Source organism: Streptomyces sp. DF42 (genome assembly GCF_058267695.1).
On record NZ_CM177859.1, the window covers coordinates 8112988 to 8135608 of the forward strand.

The 22621-nt window shown below is 68.6% G+C and carries 22 protein-coding genes; 15 read left to right on the plus strand and 7 right to left on the minus strand.

All coding sequences use genetic code 11. The features are described 5' to 3' along the window. Positions 1-3 precede the first annotated feature (3 nt). Positions 4-705 (minus strand): TetR/AcrR family transcriptional regulator, encoded by a 702-nt coding sequence (locus tag ACYUED_RS37195; protein WP_020276842.1) that lies wholly within the window; start codon positions 703-705, stop codon positions 4-6. A gap of 212 nt (positions 706-917) precedes the next feature. Between ACYUED_RS37195 and ACYUED_RS37200 the strand changes: the two genes are divergently transcribed. The 14 genes from ACYUED_RS37200 (at position 918) to ACYUED_RS37265 (ending at position 15324) form a co-directional block, all read left to right on the plus strand. Beyond that, positions 918-2213, plus strand: a complete 1296-nt coding sequence (locus ACYUED_RS37200) for an alpha/beta fold hydrolase (protein WP_050399406.1) — start codon at positions 918-920, stop codon at positions 2211-2213. A gap of 31 nt (positions 2214-2244) precedes the next feature. Then, on the plus strand, positions 2245-3507 hold the full coding sequence (locus tag ACYUED_RS37205) for a cytochrome P450 (protein WP_050399405.1): 1263 nt from the start codon (positions 2245-2247) through the stop codon (positions 3505-3507). 5 nt (positions 3508-3512) lie between these two features. After that, positions 3513-3836: a 2Fe-2S iron-sulfur cluster-binding protein gene (locus ACYUED_RS37210; protein WP_046915492.1), complete on the plus strand. Its 324-nt coding sequence runs from the start codon at positions 3513-3515 to the stop codon at positions 3834-3836. 6 nt (positions 3837-3842) lie between these two features. Beyond that, positions 3843-5135, plus strand: a complete 1293-nt coding sequence (locus ACYUED_RS37215) for an NAD(P)/FAD-dependent oxidoreductase (RefSeq protein WP_046915436.1) — start codon at positions 3843-3845, stop codon at positions 5133-5135. Further along, entirely contained in the window at positions 5132-5653 is a 522-nt protein-coding gene (locus tag ACYUED_RS37220; protein ID WP_046915437.1) for an HtaA domain-containing protein, read from the plus strand. Before ACYUED_RS37215 ends, ACYUED_RS37220 begins: the two co-directional genes overlap by 4 nt. After that, on the plus strand, positions 5650-6726 hold the full coding sequence (locus tag ACYUED_RS37225) for a hypothetical protein (RefSeq protein ID WP_046915438.1): 1077 nt from the start codon (positions 5650-5652) through the stop codon (positions 6724-6726). The genes ACYUED_RS37220 and ACYUED_RS37225 overlap by 4 nt, the downstream gene beginning before the upstream one ends. A 52-nt stretch (positions 6727-6778) precedes the next feature. Then, positions 6779-7798 (plus strand): alcohol dehydrogenase catalytic domain-containing protein, encoded by a 1020-nt coding sequence (locus ACYUED_RS37230; protein ID WP_046915439.1) that lies wholly within the window; start codon positions 6779-6781, stop codon positions 7796-7798. Positions 7799-7888: 90 nt separating this feature from the next. Continuing rightward, entirely contained in the window at positions 7889-8995 is a 1107-nt protein-coding gene (locus tag ACYUED_RS37235; protein WP_046915440.1) for a zinc-binding dehydrogenase, read from the plus strand. 190 nt (positions 8996-9185) lie between these two features. Continuing rightward, positions 9186-10013, plus strand: a complete 828-nt coding sequence (locus ACYUED_RS37240; protein WP_050399403.1) for an MBL fold metallo-hydrolase — start codon at positions 9186-9188, stop codon at positions 10011-10013. A gap of 22 nt (positions 10014-10035) precedes the next feature. Beyond that, complete coding sequence (locus tag ACYUED_RS37245) at positions 10036-11016, plus strand: aldo/keto reductase (RefSeq protein ID WP_046915441.1); 981 nt, start codon at positions 10036-10038, stop codon at positions 11014-11016. A 297-nt stretch (positions 11017-11313) separates the two neighbouring features. Further along, on the plus strand, positions 11314-11697 hold the full coding sequence (locus ACYUED_RS37250; protein WP_046915442.1) for a hypothetical protein: 384 nt from the start codon (positions 11314-11316) through the stop codon (positions 11695-11697). Positions 11698-11714: 17 nt separating this feature from the next. Beyond that, positions 11715-12722, plus strand: a complete 1008-nt coding sequence (locus tag ACYUED_RS37255; RefSeq protein ID WP_491288932.1) for an IS3 family transposase — start codon at positions 11715-11717, stop codon at positions 12720-12722. A 627-nt stretch (positions 12723-13349) separates the two neighbouring features. Beyond that, positions 13350-14816 (plus strand): group II intron reverse transcriptase/maturase, encoded by a 1467-nt coding sequence (ltrA, locus tag ACYUED_RS37260; protein WP_046915444.1) that lies wholly within the window; start codon positions 13350-13352, stop codon positions 14814-14816. 352 nt (positions 14817-15168) lie between these two features. Further along, positions 15169-15324: a hypothetical protein gene (locus tag ACYUED_RS37265; protein WP_225966546.1), complete on the plus strand. Its 156-nt coding sequence runs from the start codon at positions 15169-15171 to the stop codon at positions 15322-15324. A 269-nt stretch (positions 15325-15593) separates the two neighbouring features. On the opposite strand, the gene ACYUED_RS37270 is transcribed toward ACYUED_RS37265, so the two are convergent. From ACYUED_RS37270 to ACYUED_RS37285, 4 genes are read right to left on the minus strand one after another with little or no spacing between them, the layout of a single operon-like run. Next, a complete protein-coding gene (locus ACYUED_RS37270; protein WP_046915445.1) occupies positions 15594-16847 on the minus strand; it encodes an NAD(P)/FAD-dependent oxidoreductase in 1254 nt (417 codons plus the stop codon). Next, positions 16844-17167, minus strand: coding sequence for a 2Fe-2S iron-sulfur cluster-binding protein (locus tag ACYUED_RS37275; RefSeq protein WP_046915446.1), 324 nt, complete (start codon positions 17165-17167; stop codon positions 16844-16846). The genes ACYUED_RS37270 and ACYUED_RS37275 overlap by 4 nt, the downstream gene beginning before the upstream one ends. Positions 17168-17199: 32 nt before the next feature. Then, positions 17200-18087 carry an SDR family NAD(P)-dependent oxidoreductase gene (locus ACYUED_RS37280; protein ID WP_078907540.1) on the minus strand — a complete coding sequence of 296 codons (888 nt, stop codon included), beginning with the start codon at positions 18085-18087 and terminating at the stop codon, positions 17200-17202. Further along, positions 18084-19307 (minus strand): cytochrome P450, encoded by a 1224-nt coding sequence (locus ACYUED_RS37285; protein WP_078907539.1) that lies wholly within the window; start codon positions 19305-19307, stop codon positions 18084-18086. Before ACYUED_RS37285 ends, ACYUED_RS37280 begins: the two co-directional genes overlap by 4 nt. Before the next feature lie 454 nt (positions 19308-19761). Between ACYUED_RS37285 and ACYUED_RS37290 the strand changes: the two genes are divergently transcribed. Continuing rightward, on the plus strand, positions 19762-20031 hold the full coding sequence (locus tag ACYUED_RS37290) for a site-specific integrase (protein WP_046915449.1): 270 nt from the start codon (positions 19762-19764) through the stop codon (positions 20029-20031). A 210-nt stretch (positions 20032-20241) separates the two neighbouring features. Here the strand turns inward: ACYUED_RS37290 and ACYUED_RS37295 are convergent, their stop codons facing one another. Both ACYUED_RS37295 and ACYUED_RS37300 read right to left on the minus strand, forming a co-directional pair. Beyond that, a complete protein-coding gene (locus tag ACYUED_RS37295; protein ID WP_063778529.1) occupies positions 20242-21711 on the minus strand; it encodes a CoA transferase in 1470 nt (489 codons plus the stop codon). Positions 21712-21713: 2 nt separating this feature from the next. Further along, positions 21714-22613, minus strand: coding sequence for an alpha/beta fold hydrolase (locus ACYUED_RS37300; RefSeq protein ID WP_491288933.1), 900 nt, complete (start codon positions 22611-22613; stop codon positions 21714-21716). Positions 22614-22621 lie beyond the last annotated feature (8 nt).

Consider the following 22621-nt stretch of genomic DNA (forward strand, 5'->3'; position numbering starts at 1 on the left):
GCGTCAGGCGATGTCGCTGGGGCGACGGGAGCCGGCTGTGATCCGATGCGACGAGCTCCTTGACGTCAGGGCGGCGAGCCGGTCGAAGACGTCCTGGGCGGCCTCCGCGTAACTGAGGCCGTGGGCGACGGCGTTGCGTTGGAAGAGGCGGAGCAGGGCCATCGTCGTGGAACTCCACACCTTGGCGTCCATTTCGTCGAGTTCCGGGTACCGCACACGCAGCGCGTCCGCGAGATGGTCCTCCCAGACGACAGTGCGGAGGTTGACAGCCGCCATGAGGGTCTCGGACTGCTCGGTCATCGGAGCCAGGGCGCGGAAGAGGTCCCCGTATTCGCGACACCAGGCCACGACGGCTTCGGTGAGCGTCGGCAGCACCTCGGCCTCGGGTTGCCCCACCGTCTCGATCAGCTCCATGAGACGTGCGTTCGTCTGGTCCCAGATGTCGAGGATCACGGTTTCCTTCGACGGGAAGTACCGGAAGAACGTCCGTGACGTGACCCCCGCGTGCGCGGCGATCTCGCTGACCTTCACGTCGTCGAAGCCCCGTTGGGCGAAGAGCGCGACTGCGCTCGTGCCGAGCCTGCGCGCGATGCTCCTGGTGTCGCGCAGGGTCGTTCCGCGCCGCTCCTCGGTGACCGCCGCGACTCCTTGTACGGCGGCGAGCAGCGCGGCGCTCGCTCCGGTGGCCCAGCTCTCGTCCCTCACCGGGCCAGGCTAGCGAATCCGGCGACAGGCGACTGTTCAGGCGTTCGACCGCCATTGATTTCCATCACGTTTCCCCACCTCTTGCCACACCCAGGTTCGTGTCATACGGTGACACCGACTTCGAGTCACAGTGTGACACGAAATGGACGGCCGTACGGCATGGCCCGTCGGCCGCTTCTCTCCCCTCCCGGCACGCAAGGAAGCGGGCTCCCATGACTGCTCTCGTCGATCGACAGAAGATCCTCGCGGCGGCCGGTTCCGACAAGGAACTGGCCTACAAGCTGCGCACCTACTCCGGCCGCGTCCGGTTCGATCTGCCCGAGGGGGCGTTCGACCTGGTGGTCGAGGACGGTGTCCCCGCCAGGGCCGAGGAGGTGCACGCGGACCTCGCCGCCGATGTGACCTTCTCCGCGCCGGCCGAGTTCTGGTCGACCGCGTTCTCCGCTGCTGTCCCCCCGGCCGGCTACGAGAGCTGCGTCGTCGGCATGACCCGCGGTCTGAGGATCGTCGGCGACTTCGGCGGCACCGTCGCCCCCTGGCAGAGCGGCTGGGCCCGCCTGTACCAGGTGGTGCGCGAGACGGTGGCCGGCGCGCCGGTCCGCAAGCCCTTCCAGGACCCCTTCCGCGAGACGGACAACGCCGTCGGACGGTACGTCTACGTCTCCGCGAACGGCCAGGAGGCACGGATTTACTACGAGACCTCCGGCCACGGCCCGATCCCGCTGCTGCTGCAGGCGACCGCAGGCGCCGACGGCCGCCAATACCGCCACCTGCTGGCCGACCCGCGGATGCAGGAACGCTTCACGATGTACGCCTACGACCTGCCCTACCACGGCAAGTCGCTGCCTCCGATCGGGGTGCGCTGGTGGGAGGAGACCTACCGCCCCGGCCGCGACGGCCTGATCAACTGGGTGGTCGCGATCGCCGACACCCTGGGCCTGGACAACCCGTACTTCATGGGCTGCTCGGTCGGCGGCCAGCTCGCCCTCGACCTCGCGGCCGAACGCGGCGACCGCTTCGGCGCGTTCATCTCCCTCAACGGCTGGTACGGCAACCCGCCGCTGTTCGACGGCTTCTCCAACGACATGTTCCGTACCCCGTCGATCGCCGACAGCTATGCCCCCGCGCTCAACTTCGGTGCGACCGCGCCCCAGGCACCCGAGCCGAACGCGCACGAGACGTACTGGATCTACCGCTCGGCGTTCCCCGGCATCTACGCGGGCGACAACGACTACTTCGCCTACGAGCACGACCTCAAGGAGAACGGGCACAAGATCGACGCCCACGCGAAGCCCGTCTACGTCGTCACCGGCGAGTACGACCCGGCCAGCGACGACGACGTCAACGGCGGCCCGGCCGTGGAGAAGTTCATCCCCGGCGCCAAGTTCATCAAGGTCGCCGGGCTCGGGCACTTCGCCCCCTGCGACGACCCCATCGGGTTCGGCGACGCCATCGTCCCGATCCTCGACGAGGTCATCGCCAAAGCTGCCTCCGCCGGCCAGTCCTGATGCCGCTCCCGCGAAGAAAGGCCCGTACGACATGAGTGTCACCCACGACCTCGTCCGGCGGTCGGCCACCGGCAGGCCGGTCATCGACTTCGACCACCACTCGCCCGCCTACCGCGACACCTGGAAGCAACTCGCCGCCCGGTTCCACGCCACCGGCAGCCCCATCGCCTGGACCGAACACCACGGCGGCTACTGGGTGGTGGCCTCGTGGGAGGAGGTGCAGCGCATCGGCTCCGACTGGGAGACCTTCACCTCCGTCAACGACCTGACCGGCACCGAGAACGGCGGCAAGGGCCAGCTCATCCCCCAGATGCCCTACCGGCTGCACCTCGGGGAGTCCGACCCGCCGCTGCACACCGAACGCCGCCGCATCGAAGCGCCGTTCTTCACCCCGAAAGCCCTGCGCCAGTGGGCTCCCGTCGCCCGGCAGTACCTCGACGAGGCCCTCGACAAGGTGGCGGGGCGGGGGCAAGCCGAGCTGATCGACGACGTGATCATCCCGACCACGGCACGCACCACGCTCTACGTCCTCGGATACGACGCCGACGACTGGCACGACGCCGCCTACGCCGCGCACGAGGGTGTGTACCTGCTGCCGGACGATCCCCGCTACCCGCACGAGGCACAGGCACGGCTCCGGGTCCGCTTCCGCGACATGCTGGCCGCCCGCAGCCAGAACCCGGCCGGTGACGTCCTCTCGGCCCTGGCCACCGGTACGGTGCAGGGCGAACCGCTCGGTCTCGAGGTGGCCGAGAGCATGGTGAACGCGCTGGTCTTCGGCGGCTTCGACACCACTACCGCCGCGACCGCGAGTGCGCTGATCCATCTCACTCAGCACCCGGACCAGGCGGAGCGGGTGCGCACGGACGCCGCGTACCGGAAGAACGCCATCGAGGAATTCCTGCGGTTCTGGCCACCGGGGACCGGCATCGCCCGTACCGCCGTACGGGACACCGAGATCCTCGGGCAGCCGATCGCCCGTGGGGAGAGCGTCTACATGTGGCTGGCCGGCGCCAACCGCGACCCGCTGAAGTTCCCCGACCCGGACCGGCTCGACCTGGAGCGGGACAACGCGCGCGACCACGTCTCCTTCAGCACCGGAAACCACCGCTGCCTCGGCTCGCCCCTGGCCAAGGCCGAACTCGACGCCATGCTGGAGACGATCCTCACCCGGCTGCCCGGCCTGCGCATCGACCCGGACGCCGTGGTCGGCTACCCGAGCATCGGGGGCGCGCACGGCTACATCTCGGTCCCCGCGACCTTCACTCCCACTTCGACCCCGACGGAGGTGTGACGAACATGCCCAAGGTCACTTACGTGTCCGACGCCGGTGAGGTCCGCGTCGTCGACGGCCTGGTCGGCGACTCGGTGATGCAGACCGCAGTCCGCAACGGCGTCCCCGGCATCACCGGCGAATGCGGCGGCGTCCTGTCCTGCGCCACCTGTCACGTCTTCGTGGACGAAGCCGACCTGGATCGCCTGGAACCGGTCAGCGGCCTGGAGGACGAGATGCTCGACGGCACGGTCGTCGACCGCTGCCCCAACTCCCGGCTGTCCTGCCAGATCAAGCTCTCCGAAGGGCTCGGCGATCTGCGCGTGACCACCCCGGAAGCCCAGGAGTAGCTCCTCATGAACAGCACCGCCGTCGCCCCGCGCGACACCGGCGTGCTCGTGGTGGGCGCCTGTCAGGCCGGCATCCAGCTGGCCTGTTCCCTCCGCGAGTACGGCTACACGGCCCCGATCACCGTGGTCGGCGCCGAACGGCACGCGCCCTACCAGCGTCCACCGCTCTCCAAGACCCTCCTGCACGCGGAGACGTCGCCCGACGCGATCGCACTGCGATCGGAGGCGTTCTACGCCGACCACGGCATCCGGCTGGTGCTCGGGGAACGCATCATCCGGGTCGACCGGGGCGACGGCGGTGCGGGGGTCGCGTACGCGCACTCCGGCCGTAGCTTCGCGTTCGACCGGCTCGCGCTCACTGTGGGCGCCCGCCCGCGCCGACTGCCCGTCCCCGGCGCCGATCTGGCCGGCGTCCACTACCTCCGGGACGCCGACGACGCGCTCGCCCTGCGTGCGGCCCTGGCAGAGGGGGGCGACGTCCTGGTCATCGGCGGTGGCTTCATCGGACTCGAAGTCGCGGCCAGTGCCCGGGGGCTCGGCTGCGAGGTCACCGTCGCCCTCGCCGACAACCGACTGCTCGAACGTGCCGTAGGGGTTCCGACCAGCGAGTTCTTCCTCGACGCCCACATCCGGCGCGGGGTGCGGGTGCACCTCGGAGCGCCGCCCGTACGCCTCCTGGACGACGGTCACGGGCGCGTCCGTGGCGCCGAACTCCCCGACGGCAGCGCGCTGTCGGCCGATCTGGTGGTCGTCGGGATCGGCGCCGTGCCCCGCACCGAACTCGCCGAGCAGCTCGGACTGACCGTCGACAACGGCATCGTCGTCAACGAGTACGGCCTCACCTCCGACGGCACCACGGTCGCCGCGGGCGACTGCGTCGCCTGCCCCCCGCCGGTGGACCTCCCCGACGGCCCGGACCGGGTCCGCTTCGAGTCGGTGAACACCGCCGTCGAACAGGCGAAGACCGCCGCCGCCCTGCTCGCCGACAGGCCGGTCCCCTACTGGGCCGTGCCCTGGTTCTGGTCCGACCAGTACGACCTCAAGCTCCAGGTCGCGGGCCTGTCGACCGGCCATGACCGGTACGTCGTACGCGGCGAGCCGGACACGGAGAAGTTCGCCGTCCTCTACTACCGCGGCGGACATCTGGTCGCCGGTGACTTCGTCAACCGGGCGGCCGACTTCCTCGCCGTACGCTCCGCCTTGGCCGCGGGCCGGACCATCCCGCCCGAAGCGGCCACTGACACCACGGTGCCGTTGAAGAAGCTCATCGCCGACAATCCCCGGCAGGCAGTGGCATGACCGCCGGCCCGGCCACCCTGCCCGGACTGCGATGGAGCGTCAAAGTCCCGTTCCTGCGCTACATCGCCCGCTCTCCAGAGGGCCGCTGCTCGGTCACCGACGGCGCCTCGGTCGTCGACGAGCACATGTTCCTCTTCAGCCCGGACGATGCGTCGGCATTCAACGCCGACACGGTCACCGGCCTGCTGAAGTTCCGGGGAGACGTACGCTTCGCCGCCCACCACGGGCTGCTCTTCCTCCGCATCGCCGACCCCTGGCTGTCCGTCACCGCCGGCGTGGGAACCCTGACCATCGCGGCACCGCCCGGCCAGTCACCCGAGCGCATCCCTCTGACCACCCTCCACCTGCGGACCGCCGATCCGACGGACCGCACCGGCTTTTGCCTCGGCACGCACGTCCGGCTGACGGCTCAGGGATCCGAACTCTTCAACGGGGTCTACCCCGTGGACGAACCATTCGACGACCTGACCATCCTCCTCACTCCGTCCTCCACAACCGCCCTGGAGAAGACACCATGACGACCCTCGCGTCGGACACGGAAACGGCCCCCTGGCCGACCGAACCCACCCCCGACCTGCTGACCCGGATCAGCCAGGCACGGGCCAAAGGGGTGGCCTGGCTGCGCGACCGCATTGCCGACGACGGCCGCCCCGAAGGCGCCGAGACCGCCAACTCGTGGTGGCGCGCCCCTTGGGCCCTGTGCGTCGGCGGAGCCCCGGACGCCGCCGCCGCGATGATGGGCTGGGCCGAACGCGAGGCCCTCACCGACGAAGGCGACCTCCGCTCCGGCCCTTACGACGCCCCCGGCGGCGGCAGCCCCGTGTACCACCTCTCCCCCCTCGCGATCGCCTCCTGGCTGCTCGGCCGCTACGACACCGCGATCGCGATCAACACCACGCTCGCGCGCTTCCAGAACCCCGACACCGGCGGAGCCTACGACCTTCGCGACTTCGCGCAGGACCCCCTGGAGGACAACCTCAAGACCGCCCAACTGGGCTTCTCCGCGCTGGTCACCGGTGACCGTGACACAGCCGACGGCGTCCACCGGTGGCTGAGTCGCAACCTCGCCGACCAGCCCGACGCGCCCCACCGGCTGTTCACCAGCCGCCGCGGCGACACCCTGGTCACCGACTTCCCGGACGAGACGGCCTTCCTCCGCGTGGTCGACTTCCGGGCGCCCCGGCAGGCGTACTTCCACCCCGGCATCGCCGCCGCCTTCCTCGCCGGATACGCACGACAGACCAGCGACGCCTCCGCGCTCCGGCTGGGCCGTGAGTACCTCACCCTCACCACAGGCGGCACCGAGGAGCAGTACGACGACCCGACGTCGGTGCAGATCTGCAAGTTCGGCTGGGGCGCCGCCGCCATGCTCACGGCCGACCCGGACGGCGGCCACCTCCCCTGGACGGTCCGGATGGGCGAGTGGTTCGTACAGCGCCAGCGCCACGACGGCGCCTGGGCACCGTCGTCGTTCGCGACCCCGAGGCCCGGAATGCTCGACCTGTACTGGAAGACGGCCGAGCACGTGATGGAACTGTCCTACATCGAGCACGCCCTGCGCTCCACGAGCGCCGGCACCACCTCCGCCTGACGAATTGATGCGCACGGCCAAGGACGGACGTGCGTCGGCAAAGGAACCAGGAATGCTCGCTGTCGTTACCGAGGGCAATGGCACCGTCGAAGTGACGGATGCTCCCAAGCCCACTGTCGTGGAACCCGATGACGTGATCGTCAAGGTGAGCGCGGCCGCCGTGTGCGGGACGGATCTGCACTTCGTCCGGCGCCCGTTCCTGCTGCCCACCCTCACGCTGGGGCACGAGTTCATCGGCACCGTCGTCGAGACGGGCCCCCAGGTACACCATGTGACCGAGGGGCAGCGGGTGCTGTCGAAGATGTTCGTCGCCTGCGGACGGTGCAAACCCTGCCGCACCGCGAACCAGCCCCGGTGCGCCGAATACCGGCTCTTCGGCGGAGGCATCCTCGACGGAGGCCAGGCCGAGTACGTCCGCGTCCCGCGCGCCGACTTCACACTCAGCGAACTCGACGCCTCCGTGTCCGACCAGGACGCGCTCGTCCTCACCGACATCCTCCCCACCGCCTGGGAGGCGCTCGTCAAGACCGGCTTCCAGAGCGGTGCGACCGTGGGCGTCGTCGGCTCCGGCCCGGTCGGCCTCCTCATCGCGCAACTGGCCCTCGCCCGCGGCGCGGCCGCCGTCTACCTCGTGGACCTGGACCAGCGTCGCCTGAAGCAGGCGGAGAAGCTCGGCGCGGTGCCGGTGCCCGGCGGTGAGGGTGCCGCCGAGCGCGTTCTCGAACTGACCGGTGGGAACGGCGTCGACGTGGCCATCGACGCCGTCGGCGCCATCCCTGCGATCAGCACCGCCCTGGCGTGTGTGGCTCTCGGCGGCACCGTCGGTCTCGTCGGTGTCCTGCTCGACGGCGACCTGCCGGTCACCGCGCAGAACCTGTTCGGACGCCAGGTGACCATCGTGCCGGTCACCGGCAACCCGTACGCGGCCAACGACAGCCTCACCACCATGATCACCGCGGGGAGGATCGAGCCGGGCATCGTCATCGACCACGAAGCCCCCCTGTCTGCCGCCGCCGAGACCTACCAGTCGTTCATGGCACGCGACTTCGTCAAGACCATGCTGCGGCCCTGAACCCTCCCGCCGCGCTCCCGCGCTGCCGGGAGCGCGGCACCCCAGCCGACGAGATCACCAGCAACATCAGCAACACGAAAGGAAACAGACATGACCAAGGCAGCCGTGCAATTAAAGGCAGACGGCCCCGTCGAATTCATCGAGGTCGACGTCCGGCCGCCAGGTCCTGGAGAAGTCCGTGTCCGGATGGCCGCCGCCGGCCTGTGCCACACGGACGTGCAGGCCCTCTACGGCGGCGTCGCCAGCATGACCATGCCGCCACCGGCGGTCGCCGGACACGAGGGCGCCGGCGTGGTGACCGAGGTCGGCCCGGACGTCTTGGGCCCCACCGTCGGCGACCACGTGATCCTCTCCGCCCTGGGGCACGATGGCACGTGCGAGTTCTGTACGGACGGTCATCCCTCGTTGTGCCTGCGGAGCCTTCAGCTGGCGGACCCGCGCACGGGGAACGGCCCCGCCCTGTCGGTCGACGGCACCCCGGTGACCCCCTTCGGCCCCCTCGGCACGTTCACCGAGGAGACGATCGTGCCCGCGGAATGCGCCATCGCCATCGACAAGGCCATGCCGCTGGACCTCGCGTGCCTCATCGGCTGCGCGGTCTCCACGGGAGTGGGTGCCGTCCGCAATCGGGTCACGGTACGGCCCGGCGACCACGTCGCGGTCCTCGGCTGCGGCGGAGTGGGCCTGAACATCGTCCAGGCGGCACGACGGGCGGGCGCCGGCAGCGTGATCGCCGTCGACGTCAGTGAGGAGAAGCTGGCGGCCGCGACCGCGTTCGGCGCGACCCACGTCATCGACGCCCGCCACGTGCAGGTACCCGACGCCGTCCGCGCCGTCACCGGCCCCTTCGGCGCCCACTTCACGTTCGAGAGCACCGGTCTGACGGACTGCATGGCGCAGGTCGTCTCCGCGGCCCGCCCAGGCGGAACCGCGGTCCTCCTGGGCATGGCACCCGGCTGCTCCGCACTCGCCCTCGACAACATCGCCGACATCATCCTCCAGGAGAAGGTGATCACCGGCTCGCTGATGGGCAGCGGCTACTCGGCCCGCGACTTCCCCGTTCTGGTGCGCGAGTACCTCGAAGGGACCCTCAAGCTCGACGAGCTCATCACCCGGCGTCGTCCCCTGGCCGAGATCAACGAGGCCATCGCCGACCTGAAGTCGGGCACCGGCCTGCGAACCGTCTTCACCTTCTGAGCCCCCTCATCCGGCTCCACCCCTCGTCGCGGGCACGGAGGACCCGCAGCACTGCACCCGACAAAACCGCGACGACGTCACCGCGGGGCGACCTGCGAACCGATGAGGCCGTCCAAGGCTGTGCTGTCGCCGCTGCACCGCCGACAGCCGGCGCCCACGGTGCACGCCACACAACGCCGAGGAGGACCTTGTGGTCGTTACCAGCATCGATCCCGTACTCGATGCTCAGCATCCCGTACCGCCGGGCGAATTCTTCGACCCGCCGCCCAGCGCGGGCCAGGATTGGCAGACCGCGCCACCGTGGTTCGACGGTGCGGGCTGGATCATGCCGATGGGCGGTTTCCTGCTGCGTTCGGGAGACCGGACGATCCTGGTCGACGCGGGACTGGGACCGAACATCGATATCGTCGAAACGCGCGGAAAGCTGTTCGACTCGCTCGCCGATCTTGGCGTCACACCCGAGCAGATCACCGATGTCGTGCTCACCCACCTGCACTTGGACCACGTCGGCTGGGTCGCTCCTGCGGGTGAACCGATCTTCACTCACGCCCGGCACCACTGCCACCGCGCTGATTACGACTGGATGCGTGCTGATCCCGGCAGCAACCCTGCCACGGCCCGGGTGACCGATACCATCCGTGCCGTTTCCGACCTTCTCGACCTGGCCGAGGGGGAGCGAACGGAGATCGCGGATTCGGTCGCGCTGCGGCTGTTCGCCGGTCACACGCCCGGCAACTGCGTCGGCGAGATCGAGACCGGCGAAGCACGAGTATTGCTGCTGGGGGACACCGCGCATCACCCCGCACTCCTGGTCGAGGATGGGTGGACCGACCGCCTGGACGAAGATCGCGCCGCGGCGGCCAGGGCCCGCGACCGGCTCGCGCAGGAGATGGAACGTACCGGAGCTATCGGTCTCGGCGCACATTTCCCGGGGACCCAGGGCGGTCGCATCATCCGTGACAAGCAGGGCGCACGGCAGTGGCAGCCGATCCCGAGCAACCGAATCCACACGAACTGAACGCACATGAAAGGAATCACAGGTGAAAACTGTCCGACTGGGCAAGAGCGGCCTGGAGATGAGCGGCCTCATCCTGGGCATGATGACCTACGGTGACCCCGAGCAGGGCTACCCGTCGTGGACCATCGGCCTCGATGAGGCCCGTCCGTTCGTCCGCCGCGCCTACGAGGCGGGTATCACGACCTTCGACACCTCCAACGTATATTCCAGCGGCACAAGTGAGGAAATCCTGGGCACGCTGACCAGAGAGTTGGGTCCACGCGAAGAGTTCCAGATCGCGACGAAGGTGTACGGGCATCAGCGCCCGTCTCGCAACGGCTCCGGCCTGAGCCGGGTCGCCATCATGCACGAGATCGACGCCTCGCTGCGCCGCCTTGGTACCGACTACGTCGACCTTTATCAAATCCATGCTTTCGATCCGAATACACCGATCGAAGAGACGATGGAAGCACTGCACGACGTGGTCAAGGCTGGCAAAGCCCGCTATATCGGCGCATGCAATCTCCTGATGTGGCAGCTCGCGCTCATGCAGAACGCGGCAGACCGACACGGGTGGACCCAGTTCGTGTCGAATCAGCTGCACTACAACTTGCTGGCGCGGGAGCTGGAACGCGAGGTCGCGCCCTATGCCGAAGCCACAGGCATGGGAATTCTGCCCTGGAGCCCGCTCGCACGCGGACGGCTCACCCGGCCGTGGGGCGCGGAAGGGTCCGGGCGTGAAGCCAACGACACACTGTCTCCACAGCTGTATACCCGTGACGAGGAATCGCACAAGCGGGTCGTGACCGCTGTGCAGGAAGTCGCCGAGGCTCGCGGGGTGCCGATGGCGCAGGTCGCGGTGTCCTGGGTGGCGAATAAATCCCCGGTGGCCGCGCCGATTGTGGGTGCCACGAAGGAACGCCATATCGACGACGCCGTCGCCGGTCTCGAACTCGAACTCACCACCGAGGAGATCACCAAGCTCGAAGCGGCGAACACCTTGGTCCGCAACGGAATCATCTGAGTCCTCCGCCGCTGCCCCGCCGGGCCGCGCACCACAACACCATCCATTCGGTGATCATCCGACCAGGAGAAGAAGATACTCCCGGCAGGGACACAGTCATCGCATCGGTTCCGACCGGGCTGTAGGTCGGTGGTGAACAGGTGCCGGCCATCGACGGACGCACATTTCCGGTGTTCGATCCGGCCGATGGCCAGGTACTGAACGAGGCCGCCGCGGCCCCCTCTCTGTCAGCCTTGGGTGAGACGTCCCGCTTCGGCGGGTTAGCCTGAGAGGGCACGACAGGAGAACCATCCCCTCATGACCAGCACCAAGCCTGCCGGATCCGACCCGGCTCCCCGGCCGAAGCGCCGCACTTTCAGCCCCGACTACAAGCTGCGGATCGTGGCCGAGTACGACGCCGCGCCGAAGAACGAGAAGGGCGCGATCCTGCGCCGCGAGCGGCTGTACCACTCGCACATGAAGGAGTGGCGGGCCGCGCGGGATGCCGGGGCCCTGGAGAAGCTGGTCGACAAGCGCACCAGCCCGGCGAGGCCGAAGAAGTCGTCCGCCGAGGCGGAGAACGAGAAGCTGCGCCGCCAGGTGGAACGGCTGGAGAAGGAACTGGCCGGGAACAAGGCCGCGTTGGAGGTTATGGGAAAAGCTTCCGCGCTCTTGGAAATGATCTCCGAGGGCGCGGACTGAAGGCTGCCGCCGACCCGGTGGTCGATGACGCGTTCACCGGCGTCGAGGGCGAGCTGGGCATTACAGCCGCGTGCCGGCTGACCGGCCGTTCCCGGGCGACCCACTACCGTCGGCTGCGGCCGGCGCCACCGCCAGGGCCCCGCTCGCCGCAGGTTCAGCCCTCGGCTCTGACGGCCGAAGAGCGGGCTGCGGTACTGGAGTTGATGAACTCGGGCGAGTACGCCGAGCTCCCGCCCGCACAGATCTGGGCCCGCGAGCTGGATGCCGGGCGCTACCACTGCTCCGTCTCCACGATGTACCGGATCCTGCGCGAAAAGGGGCAGAACGGCGAGCGCCGAAGACAGGCCGCCCACCCCGCCAGGACGGTGCCCGAGCTGGTGGCCACCGGCCCGTCGCAGGTGTTCACCTGGGACATCACCAAGGCGGCCGGACCGGCCAAGGGCATCTGGTACCACGCCTACGTCATCATCGACATCTTCAGCCGCTACATCGTCGGCCACACCGTCGAAGCAGCCGAATCCGCCGAACGGGCCGAGGAGCTGATCCGCGAGACCATCATCCGCAACGGCATCGTGCCCGAGACCGTGCACGCCGACCGCGGCACCTCGATGACGAGCAAGAAGGTCTCCCAGCTGCTCATCGATCTGGGGGTGACGAGATCGCACTCGCGGCCGAAGGTCTCCAACGACAACCCCTACAGCGAGGCCCAGTTCAAGACCACGAAGTACATGTCCGACTATCCCGAACGGTTCGACTCCCTGGCCCACGCCCGCGAATGGTTCGACGCCTTCACCGCCTACTACAACCATGAGCACCGGCACTCGGGCATCGGCTGGCACACACCCGCCTCCGTCCACTTCGGCACCGCCGAGGAGGTCCGCGACCAGCGGGCCGTCACCCTCGCCGAGGCATACACCCGCCACCCCGAACGCTTCGGCCGCCGACCCCGACTACCCGAGATACCCCAGCAGGCGTGGATCAACGACCCGGCCAAGCGCCGCGAACCCGCACCACAAACCTCATAGCATCACAACCGTCTCACTGGACTTGAAATCTTCGTGCGCCGTGGAAAGCGCTGTTTGACCGAGTGGAGGTGGAAGACCTGCACCGCTCGCCCCGTCGCAGCGGGGTGAGCGTAGCTGGCGGCAGCCTGAGCCGGGAGGTGCCGGGGAGGGCGGGAGCAGCCGCGACAAAGCCGGGACGACCCAGTACTGCCAGATGGGTCGGGTCCGGCGAGCGAGACGCAGAGGTGTACGAGAGGAACCGGCGTTTACGCCCCGAAATGAGTCACCGGCTCGAACCTGGCGGATCTGGGCCGGATGCGGTGCGTACCCAACTCCCTTCAGGAGATGGGGAACTTCTGGGCAGGTTTGTATTTGCAGGTCCGGGTGGCTGTGGAGAATGCCTGCGGCGTAACCACGGCGAGGCCGCCGGGGCAGAGTCGGGCGCCTACTGCGACGAACGGTCAGCAGTGAACACGGGAACCGTCCCGGATCTGCCGCCGTGCCGCGCGGCCAGCGCGGCACGGCGGCTGGGCCCATCGTCGGCCGATCGGTTCGGGACGGGGCGGAGCCGCCGTAGTACTCGGAGCCGGGGAGAGCCCGGAACAGGGGGAAGGGCGGCAGCAGTTACGGGAAGGGATGGAGACTGCAATGCCAGAAGACGCACCGCCGAACGGCAGTGCTCCGGCCGGATCGGCCCCGCTGGGACCGTCGGGCCGGGTACTGGAGATGCAGACCAAGCTTCACCGTTGGGCGGTGGCCGAACCTGGCCGCCGGTTCGACGACTTGTTCAACTTCGTGCACGACCCGGCGACGCTGATGGTGGCGTTCGACCGGGTCGCGGGCAACCAGGGTTCCCGGACCGCCGGCGTGGACGGCCTGACGGTCGCCGATGTCGAGTCGGCTCCGGGAGCGCCCGGGTTCCTGGAGGCTTTGCGCGCGGATCTGAAGTCCGGATCGTTTCGGCCGCTTCCGGTGAGGGAACGCAAGATCCCCAAGCCGGGCGGGTCCGGGAAGGTCAGAAGCCTCGGGATTCCTTCCGTGGCTGACCGGACCGCTCAGGCCGCGCGGAAGCTGGTGCTGGAGCCCATATTCGAGGCCGACTTCCTGCCGGTCTCCTACGGGTTCCGGCCCAAGAGGCGGGCCCAGGACGCGATCGCCGAGATCCAGCGGTTCGGCACCAAGGGCTACCGATGGGTGCTGGACGCCGACATCGAGGCGGCCTTTGACAACGTCTCACACTGCGCCGTCATGGACGCGGTGCGGGCACGGGTCAAAGACAAGCGCGTCCTGGCGCTGGTAAAGGCGTTCTTGAAGTCGGGCATCCTCACTGAGGACGACCGACGAAGGGACACCCACACCGGCACCCCGCAAGGCGGCATCCTCTCCCCGCTGATCTTCAACATCGCGCTGTCGGCGCTCGACGAGCACCTGCACCGCGACTGGAAGCCCGGCGGGCGGATGGATGGCCAGTACCCACGCAAGAAGCGTCGTCGCCACGGCCTGCCCAACTGGCGAACCGCCCGCTACGCGGACGATTTCGCGATCTTGGTGCACGGCTCCGCCGACGACGCCCGCGCACTCCAGGACGAAGTGACCTCCGTACTCGAACCCCTGGGGCTGCGGCTGGCGCCAGCCAAAACCCGGATCGTGCACATGGAGGACGGGTTCGACTTCCTCGGCTTCCGCATCCAGTGGAAACGCAAGCGGGGAACCGACAAGTGGTACGTCTACTTCTTCGTCGCCGCGCGGCCCATCCGCTCGGTGAAGGACAAGATCCGTGCCCTGACCCGCAGGACATCACAGGCCAGTCCCGCAGACGTGCTGATCCGGCTCAACCAGATCGTGCACGGCTGGACCAACTACTTCCGGCACGCCGTCGCGAAACACACGTTCCGGATGTTGGGGATCTTCCTCTGGCATCGAGTGATCATGTGGTTGAAGACGCTGCACCGCTGGTCGTGGAAGGACATCCGCAGATGGCTCCTCGGCCCCAACGGGTCCTGGCTGCCGATCGCGGTGGACGGGGTGGAACTGATCAACCCGGCGCGGACACCCGCGATCACGCGATACCGCTACCGGGGCGACACAATTCCCACCCCCTGGACGACCGCCTGACGAACAGCCCACGGCAGGAACTGTGGAGAGCCCGGTACTCGGTAACGGGTACGCCGGGTTCGGCGAGCGGCCTGGAGAAACGGGCCGGTGGCAACACTGGCACCGCGCTCCAGGCCGACTCAACCGGCCGGCTCCGCCGATGGCGTCCGCACGCTGGATGCCGCAGCGAAGGCGCAGCCCGAGTGGGCCGCCACCCCGGCTCGCGAGCGTGCCGAGATTTACACCCGTGATCTGGAACGGGCGCTGCGCGTTGGTGCGGCACTCGAGTCGGGCACGGTGGGGATCAGTTGTGGCGTGATATCCCGGCCCTGGCCAGCCTGGCCAAAGCCATCCGCGAGCACCAGCCGCAGTCGTGCAGGGCATCACCACCCGGTTCAACTCCGGCGTCGATGAAGGCCGCATCACCGATCTGAAGCTCCAGAAGCGGATCATGGCCGGACGCGCGGGAGTCCCGCTGCTCCGCCACCGTGTCATCCTCATGGCCCTGCTCCGACGCCGCTATGTGTGACGGAGCGTCACCGGCGCACGGTGGCATGCGCCTGCTTCACGGAAATCTTGCCGGGCCACGTTCAGGTGTACGCCGACAACGGGAGTGTTCAGCGCAATCCGGGTGTCAGGGCGGACGCCGTGGTACTCGTCCTCGGCGTGCTCGGCCTCGTGCTGAGTGTGCTCGGTATTGCCACGCCGGCATAAGTGACGGGTCAGGGAGAAGCCTCCCCGACCCGTCAGCCCTGGTCGGCATGAGAACTGGTCTCAACGGTCGGCTCGGCTGTACCCTCAGTCCGTGGTGCCGGCACTCGCCAGCGCAGCCTCGAGAAGGCGGCGGCCCGGATCCGCGGCGATGCCGGCGTCCACCGGGACGCGCTGCGCGATGAGTTTCCGCGCCGCCGCGTAGTCGGCAGGCGAGCCGATCGCGTCTACGGCTGTGACGACTCCATCGCACAGGTACAAAACCGAGAACCTGCGCTCGTCGGGGTTGCCCCGGATGACCAGCTCGTCGTCCGGGACGACGAGGCCGGCGGCCTGAAGCTTGATATCGTACTGGTCGCTCCAGAACCAGGGCGGGTCGACGGCCGGCTGTTCCACTCCCGAGAGGTAATCGGCGAGGACGCGGGCGTGGGAGACCGCGTTCGGCATCGATTCCAGTCTCCTCGGCGCTTGGCCGTCGAGATCGGTGACCTTCGCGACGTCGCCGACCGCGAACACGTCGTTCGCGCTGGTCCGGCAGAAGCGGTCGACCAGGATGCCACCGTCCACGTCGATCCCGGCGCGCGCCGCCAACTCGTCGTTGGGAACCATTCCGATTCCCACGAGGAGCTGATCCACGGCAACCCGCGAGCCGTCACTCAGGACGGCTCCGATCACGTTCCCGGCGTCGGAGTACTGGTACTCGACGACCGCCGTGCCGACGCGCACGTCGACGCCTCGGTCGCGATGGAGGCGCCGGAAGAATTCCGACACGACGGGCGATGTGACCCGGCCCAACAGGCGATCTGCAGCCTCGACAAGCGTCACCTGAGCGTCGAGGGAGCGGAGCACCGATGCGATCTCGAGTCCGACATAGCCCCCGCCGACGACCACGAAGGACGCGCCGTCCGTTCGCACCGCCTTCAGCCTGTCGACGTCGGCCAACGTGCGGATGTAGTGAACGTTGGGCGCCGATCGCAGGATGGAGTCCGGCAGCCGTCGCGGTCGGCCGCCGGTCGCGAAGACCAGCTTCCGCCAGGTCCGGACACGTCCGTCGTCGAGGGTCACGGTCTGAGCCTCGACGTCGACGTCGGCCACGGCGACACCGGCCGAGACCGCGATACCGTGGCGATCGTAGAAATCGGGCCGGCGCAGGTAGAGGTCGGCCGCTTCGACCTCCCCTCGGAGGTATGCCTTCGACAGCGGCGGTCGGGTATAGGGGACGTGGTCCTCCTCCCCGACGATGGCGATGCTGCCACCCCAATCGCGAGATCGCAGGGCGGCGGCCAGCTCTCCGGCAGCCTGCCCCCCGCCGATGATCAGGAGGTCGCTGTCGGCGGTCATCGCTGCGTCTCGGGGACGTGGAGCGACAAGCCGTCCAGGTCCTCCGTCAGGGTGATCTGGCAGCAGAGCCTGCTGGCGGCAGTCGGCTCCTCCGCGGTCACGTCGAGCATCTGCTCCTCTTCCGCCGTCATCGGGGGCAGCTTCGCCAGCCACGGATCGTCGACGAAGACGTGACACGTAGCGCAGGACAGGTCTCCTCCGCACTCACCGACGATGCCAGCTACGAGATTCTCGACCGCCACTTTCATCAAGCTTCGGCCCACATCGGCCGAGACGGTGATGCGTTCCCCGCTGGGCTGCGTGAAGGTAACTTCGGGCATTTCGCTACTTCCCTATCGGTGCCGTCAGGACGTCACATGTGCCCGGCGACAGGACACTTCGCGGTATCACCGGTGCCGTCGTGCACAGACGCATCGTCGGAAGGACCGACGACGGGCAACGTTTGGACCGACGCCATGACCTGACGCGCACGCTCGAGAGCGAACTCCCGGGTCACGGGGTTGGTGGCGGTGATGTAGTCGCCCTTCATCAGGCCGTCAACCGCTTGCCGGGCGACCTCGTCGGCGTTCTGAGCGTTCGGCTCGATGGCTTCGGCGAGTTCGCGCGATGAGTGGATCAGCTCGACCAGCTTCTCGGTCCTCACCCAGCTCGGGGCGAGCAGAGTCACTGAGACCCCCGAGTCGGCGAAGTCGCGCCGGGCCGTATCCACCAGCCCGAGCGACGCATACTTCGCCACCGTATAAACGCTGGCGGGGAAGACATGCGGCGGCACGCCGAGTGAGTGCTCGGACCCCACGACCAGGAGGCGGGCCGGGGACCCGGAACGGGACGTGCCGATCAGAGCCGGCGCGAATGCGCGGATCACGTTGTAGACACCGAACACCATGATGTCGAAGGTGCGTCGGGCGGTCTCCGGATCCGTCTCCCAGATTGAGCCGGAAGCGCCTCCCCCCATGACGTTGGCCACCACGATATTGAGGCCGTCCTGGGCTACTCCGGCCGCCTTCAGCACGCCCGCCAGGTCGGTGGTCGACGTCACGTCGGCGTGGACGTACGTTGCGCGTCCACCGGACCCGTTGATGTCCGCGGCCGCCCTCCGTCCGCCCTCGTCGTCGATGTCGCTCACGACCACGAACGCTCCACGGCGCGCCAGCTCTGTCGCAATGGCCTTGCCGACGCCGGTGGCGGCTCCGGTCACGAGAGCCGTCTGGCCGTCCAGGCTCGTCTCCACCGCGCTCATGACCAGGCCACCGGAAGGGATCGGATCTGATTGATGAAGACGGACCGGCCGCGTTGCGGCTCACCGTCCAGCCTGAGCGAGAACCCGCGCTTCGACATCTCCTCGAAGAGGATCCGCAACTCCAGCTTCGCGAGCGCGTTGCCGATACAGCGATGTGTTCCCGAACCGAACGTCAGCGATGCCGTCTCCGTGCGCCACGGGTCGAACTCATCGGGGCGATCGAACACCCTTTCGTCGCGGTTCGCCGCGATGAAGTACAGGTTGAAGAGGTCGTTCTTGCGCACCTCCTGGCCGCCGACCACGGTGTCCTCGGTCGCCGTCCGTGACATGAACATGGCTGGCGTGATAATGCGCAGGAACTCGTCGACTACCTTGTCGGGGCCCAGTTCGTCGATGCCACGCACCGTCCTCTCCGCGACCTCCGGATCCTCGAGGAATAGCCGCATCGATTGACCGATCAACGTGTGCGTCGTCTCGAAGCCGGCGCCCTGCAGCAGGTTCAGAAAGCTGTGGCCCTCGTCGATCGTGACGTCGCCTCGCTCGATCGCGTGGGCGATCACGGTCGTCATGTCGTCCTGCGGCTCCCTGAGCTTCAGAGGGATGAGCTCCTCGCGGTAGTACGCCATCGTCTTCTCGATCGCTTCTGCCGTCTGGGCGAGGTCACCCGTCCCCTGTGCAGCGAACGCGTCGAGCGTGCGATCGACGATCCACTGCCGCTGCTCACGCGGCACCCCTTGGATCTGCGCGATCACCAGGGCCGGAACGACTTGAGCGACCTCCGTGATGTAGTCGAAGGACGTGAGCGTGCCGATGTGATCCAGCGTCTCGACCACGATCTCGCGGACCCACGGGTCGAAGTTCTTCACGACCCGGGGACCGAACGCCTTCGCCGCGACGCGACGCACCGAGCTGTGGCGGGGCGGGTCCATGTGCATCAACAGGTCGATGTTGGGGTTGAGCTGCGGATCGGCAGGCAGGTTGGTGCCCGGCCAAGCCGCGCCCGGGACGGAGCTGAAGAGGTCGGGCCGCGCTTCGATGTCGAGAATGTCCTGGAACCGTGTGACGGCCCAGAAGCCACCGTTCGCGACGCCGATCGATGCGTCCTGCCAGTAGAAGCCAGGCTGGCTTCGCATGTGGTCGAAGGCGTCGAACGGCACTGCATCCTGAAAACTTGCGGGGTCGGTCAGATCAGGCAACAGGGCCTGAGCGGTCGTCGACATCGCATCCTCCTTGAGGCGACGGGAGGTCGGCGTAGACCTCGCGCACACAGTAAATCAACTAGTTGGTTACCGCAATCGGGAACACCGAGCAGGTTGCGTAAGCGACTGATCGCGCCATGCGATCAGTCGAGCGCGAGGGATCCAGGGGCCCGGCCGGATTCCCGGACACCTGGCCTGAGGCGTCGATCGCTGCGGAGAGGAGTCCGGGACAGGTCCCGTGCCCACGCGGCCGGGTTTCAACCCTGCTCCTGCCATTGCGGGCACCGATCCTGCCTGGGCGGATTGGATCCAGCGCTGACACGACACCTCGACGCTGACGCCCAAGGTCCGCTCGATCATCCGCACAGTCGTGGCCAAGGCAGGCCGCTAGCCGGCCGCCGAGCACCCAGAGATCCACGAACCGGCGCAGTGGACGTGGGCGACCTGCGCCGCCCGGGTCGCGGCGGTGGGCCGCATGAGCGTCGGTGACTACGTGCAGCGGCGCGACCACTTGCGCGGCCGTGTCGGCAAACCGATCTCTCCGCGCACCAAGTCCCACAATCTGATGGCCGTCCGCGCAATCTTCCGCGATCTGCAGGAGTGGGAGTGGATTCCCCGCCGGTTCGACCCGGCCCGCGCGCTGGCAGTGCCGCGCCGCGTCGCCGCGCTGATCGGCGCCGACCCCAGGGGGATCGCCGACGAGGTGTGGGCCGAGCTGGGCTGGGCTGAACCTGCAAGCCGCTGACCTACCTGGTGACCCCGCCGGCAGCTACTGCCTTAATGGACTTGGTTCGGCGCTCACGCTGACCTGGCTGTTCTCCGGACTGCGCAGCGACGACTGCCTTCCCACGGATCCCGTGCAGGACGTTCCTCAGCTTCGACTACTGCTCGAGAGGGCGCCGGACCGGTGATGACGTGATGCTCATGGCATCCCCTCCTGCATCGCGTGCCCGGTTCAGAAGGCCCAATTCGGTGTCGCGGAGCCCACGCGCTCGGCCGGGCGCTCCCAGAACAGGGGAGTCCCCTCGATCCGCACCGGGAACACGAGCCGCTTGACCGGGCCGAACGGACCCGCGTAGATGCGGTCCTCCCACGGCCCGTCGATGGGGATCTGGATGGCCGGGCCCGGATCCGCCGTCGACCGTGCGTCCTTGATGACCAGCGAGGCCGTTCGCGCCAGCGAGAACTTCCACGTCGATCCGGCGCCCGTGCGGGCGCGCGTGGTCAGGCCGCGAATCGCCGCAGCGGCCATCATGTGGCCCGTGGTGAAATCGAGCCCCTCGACCGTGGTGTGCCGGGGACGCGAGGCGTCGACCATCAGCCCGTTCACCGAGATCGGCACGCGCGTCTCGGGGTCTTCCAGCGCCCACCGCTGCGTCTCGTTCGCCAGCCCGACGCTGAACTGCACCACGGTGTCGAAGCCGCGGCGCAGGGCCCACGGGCCCGTCCAGCCGTAGGCACGCACGGCCACCTCGACGAGATCGGGCTTGATCACGCGCCGCTCCTCCTCGCTGATGATCGCGTCGATCGCCCCGGGCCGGTAGCCGTGGACGAAGACGTCGGCTTCGGCGAGCAGACGCTTGAACTGCTCCAGGCCCTCGGGCGTCTTGATGTCGAGGAAGGCCCAGCGCTTGCCGAGCACCATCTCTGCGCCGCGGCCCCCGTGGCTGATGGCCTCGTCGGAGCCGGGCCGCTCGATGCGCAGCACCTCCGCGCCGAGCGCGGCGAGCCACCGCGTTCCCACCGGGCCCGCGATCACACGGGTCATGTCGAGGACCTTGATCCCCGCCAGGGGCCGGCCCGGAGTGGGCCGCCACAGGGAACCCGACGCCGGGTGCTCGGTGTACGCCGCCAGCGGCTCGGCGTCGACCGCGCGCCCCGCCGGCGTCTCGAGCCACTCTTCGGGCGTCCGGCTCGCGGCGACGATGGCGTTGCCGTCGACGAGCCGCTGCTCGATCTCGTCGGCCGGGGCCGCCTTCACGACGGCCGCGACGGCGTCGATGTCGTCGGCGACACCGAGGGCCTTGACGATCCGCGCGCGGGCCGAGGGGAAAATGCCGTGCAGACGCAGCCACCGGTCGTCGGCCGTGGGCAGTTCGGTGAAGAAGTCGAGGTTCGCCGGCATGGGGACGATGAGCGGTTCGCCCAGCGGCTGCGAGGGCCCGAGGGGCAGGCGGAACCAGCCGCTGGCGATGTAGCGGTCGACCTCTATCGCGGGGTGCGGCTCACCCACCTCGCCGAGGAGTTCGCCCACGGCGGTGGCGACAAGGGCGTTGGACGCGCCCGCGAGATCGGTCAACGCGAAGGGCGAGGGCATGGCCCCCTCGCCGGTGAAGGTGACGTTGCTCGTGAGCTCGGCGTCGCCGCCCAGAGCGCTCCACAAGTGGCTCAGCAGGCGGTGGGTTTCGGGGAAGGTATGGGACATGATCATCCGATTCCTCTGTGGGTACGGGAAGTGTTCTGCGGTTCCAGCTGCTCGATCGCGGGCAGCCAAGTGGTCATCAGGGCCTGCAGCACCGCGACGAAGGCCACCGGCTGATCCAGGAACGGGTTGTGACCGGATACCGCGATGACGGCTTCCGCGGATGGAGCCGGGGTGAGGGCCCGCATCTCGGCCGCGGCATCCGCGTCGAGCACTCCCCCGTCGGTGCGGATGATGGCGAGGGGCACAACGAGCCGACGGAGGAGGTCGCGCAGCGACGCGTTCTCGATCCACAGGCGATCGGAACGTTTCCACCGCCACCCGTCGCCCTCGCGCCGGAGGGACGTCTGCGCCAGATGGCGGCGCAGCACCTCGGGGAGGGGCGCGTCGGTGCGCGAATGGCCAGTCGAGAATCGGGCGATGCCCTCTTCCGCCGAATCGAAGCGCGGACTGGGCTTGTCGCGCCCCGGCCAACCGGCATCGTTGAAGCGGGTGTCGACCGTCACGACCGTCCGGAACAGCCGCGGATGACGTATGGCCGCGGCGACGCCGACAACACCGCCCATGCTGTGCCCGACCAGCACGGTGCGGCGGAGCCCGGCGGCTCGCGCGACGGCCGCCACCTCGTCGGCCCACCCGTCGATCGCATAGGCGTCGCGGTGCGTGCTGTCGCCGTTGCCGGAGAGGTCGATGGCCACCACCCGGGAGCCGGTGAGAGTCGGCCCGATGTGGTCCCACCACCGCGCGTGTGCCAGCCCGCCGTGCACGAGCAGGATTCCGTCCGCCTCTCGCGGACCCCAGACGCAGTAGGCGATCTGAGCGCCGCCCACGGCGACCCGGTACTCACGGGCCGGCACGGCGAGGTTCCGCTCGATCCAGTCGAGCGTGCCGCCGGGCGCCGTCATGACGGGCA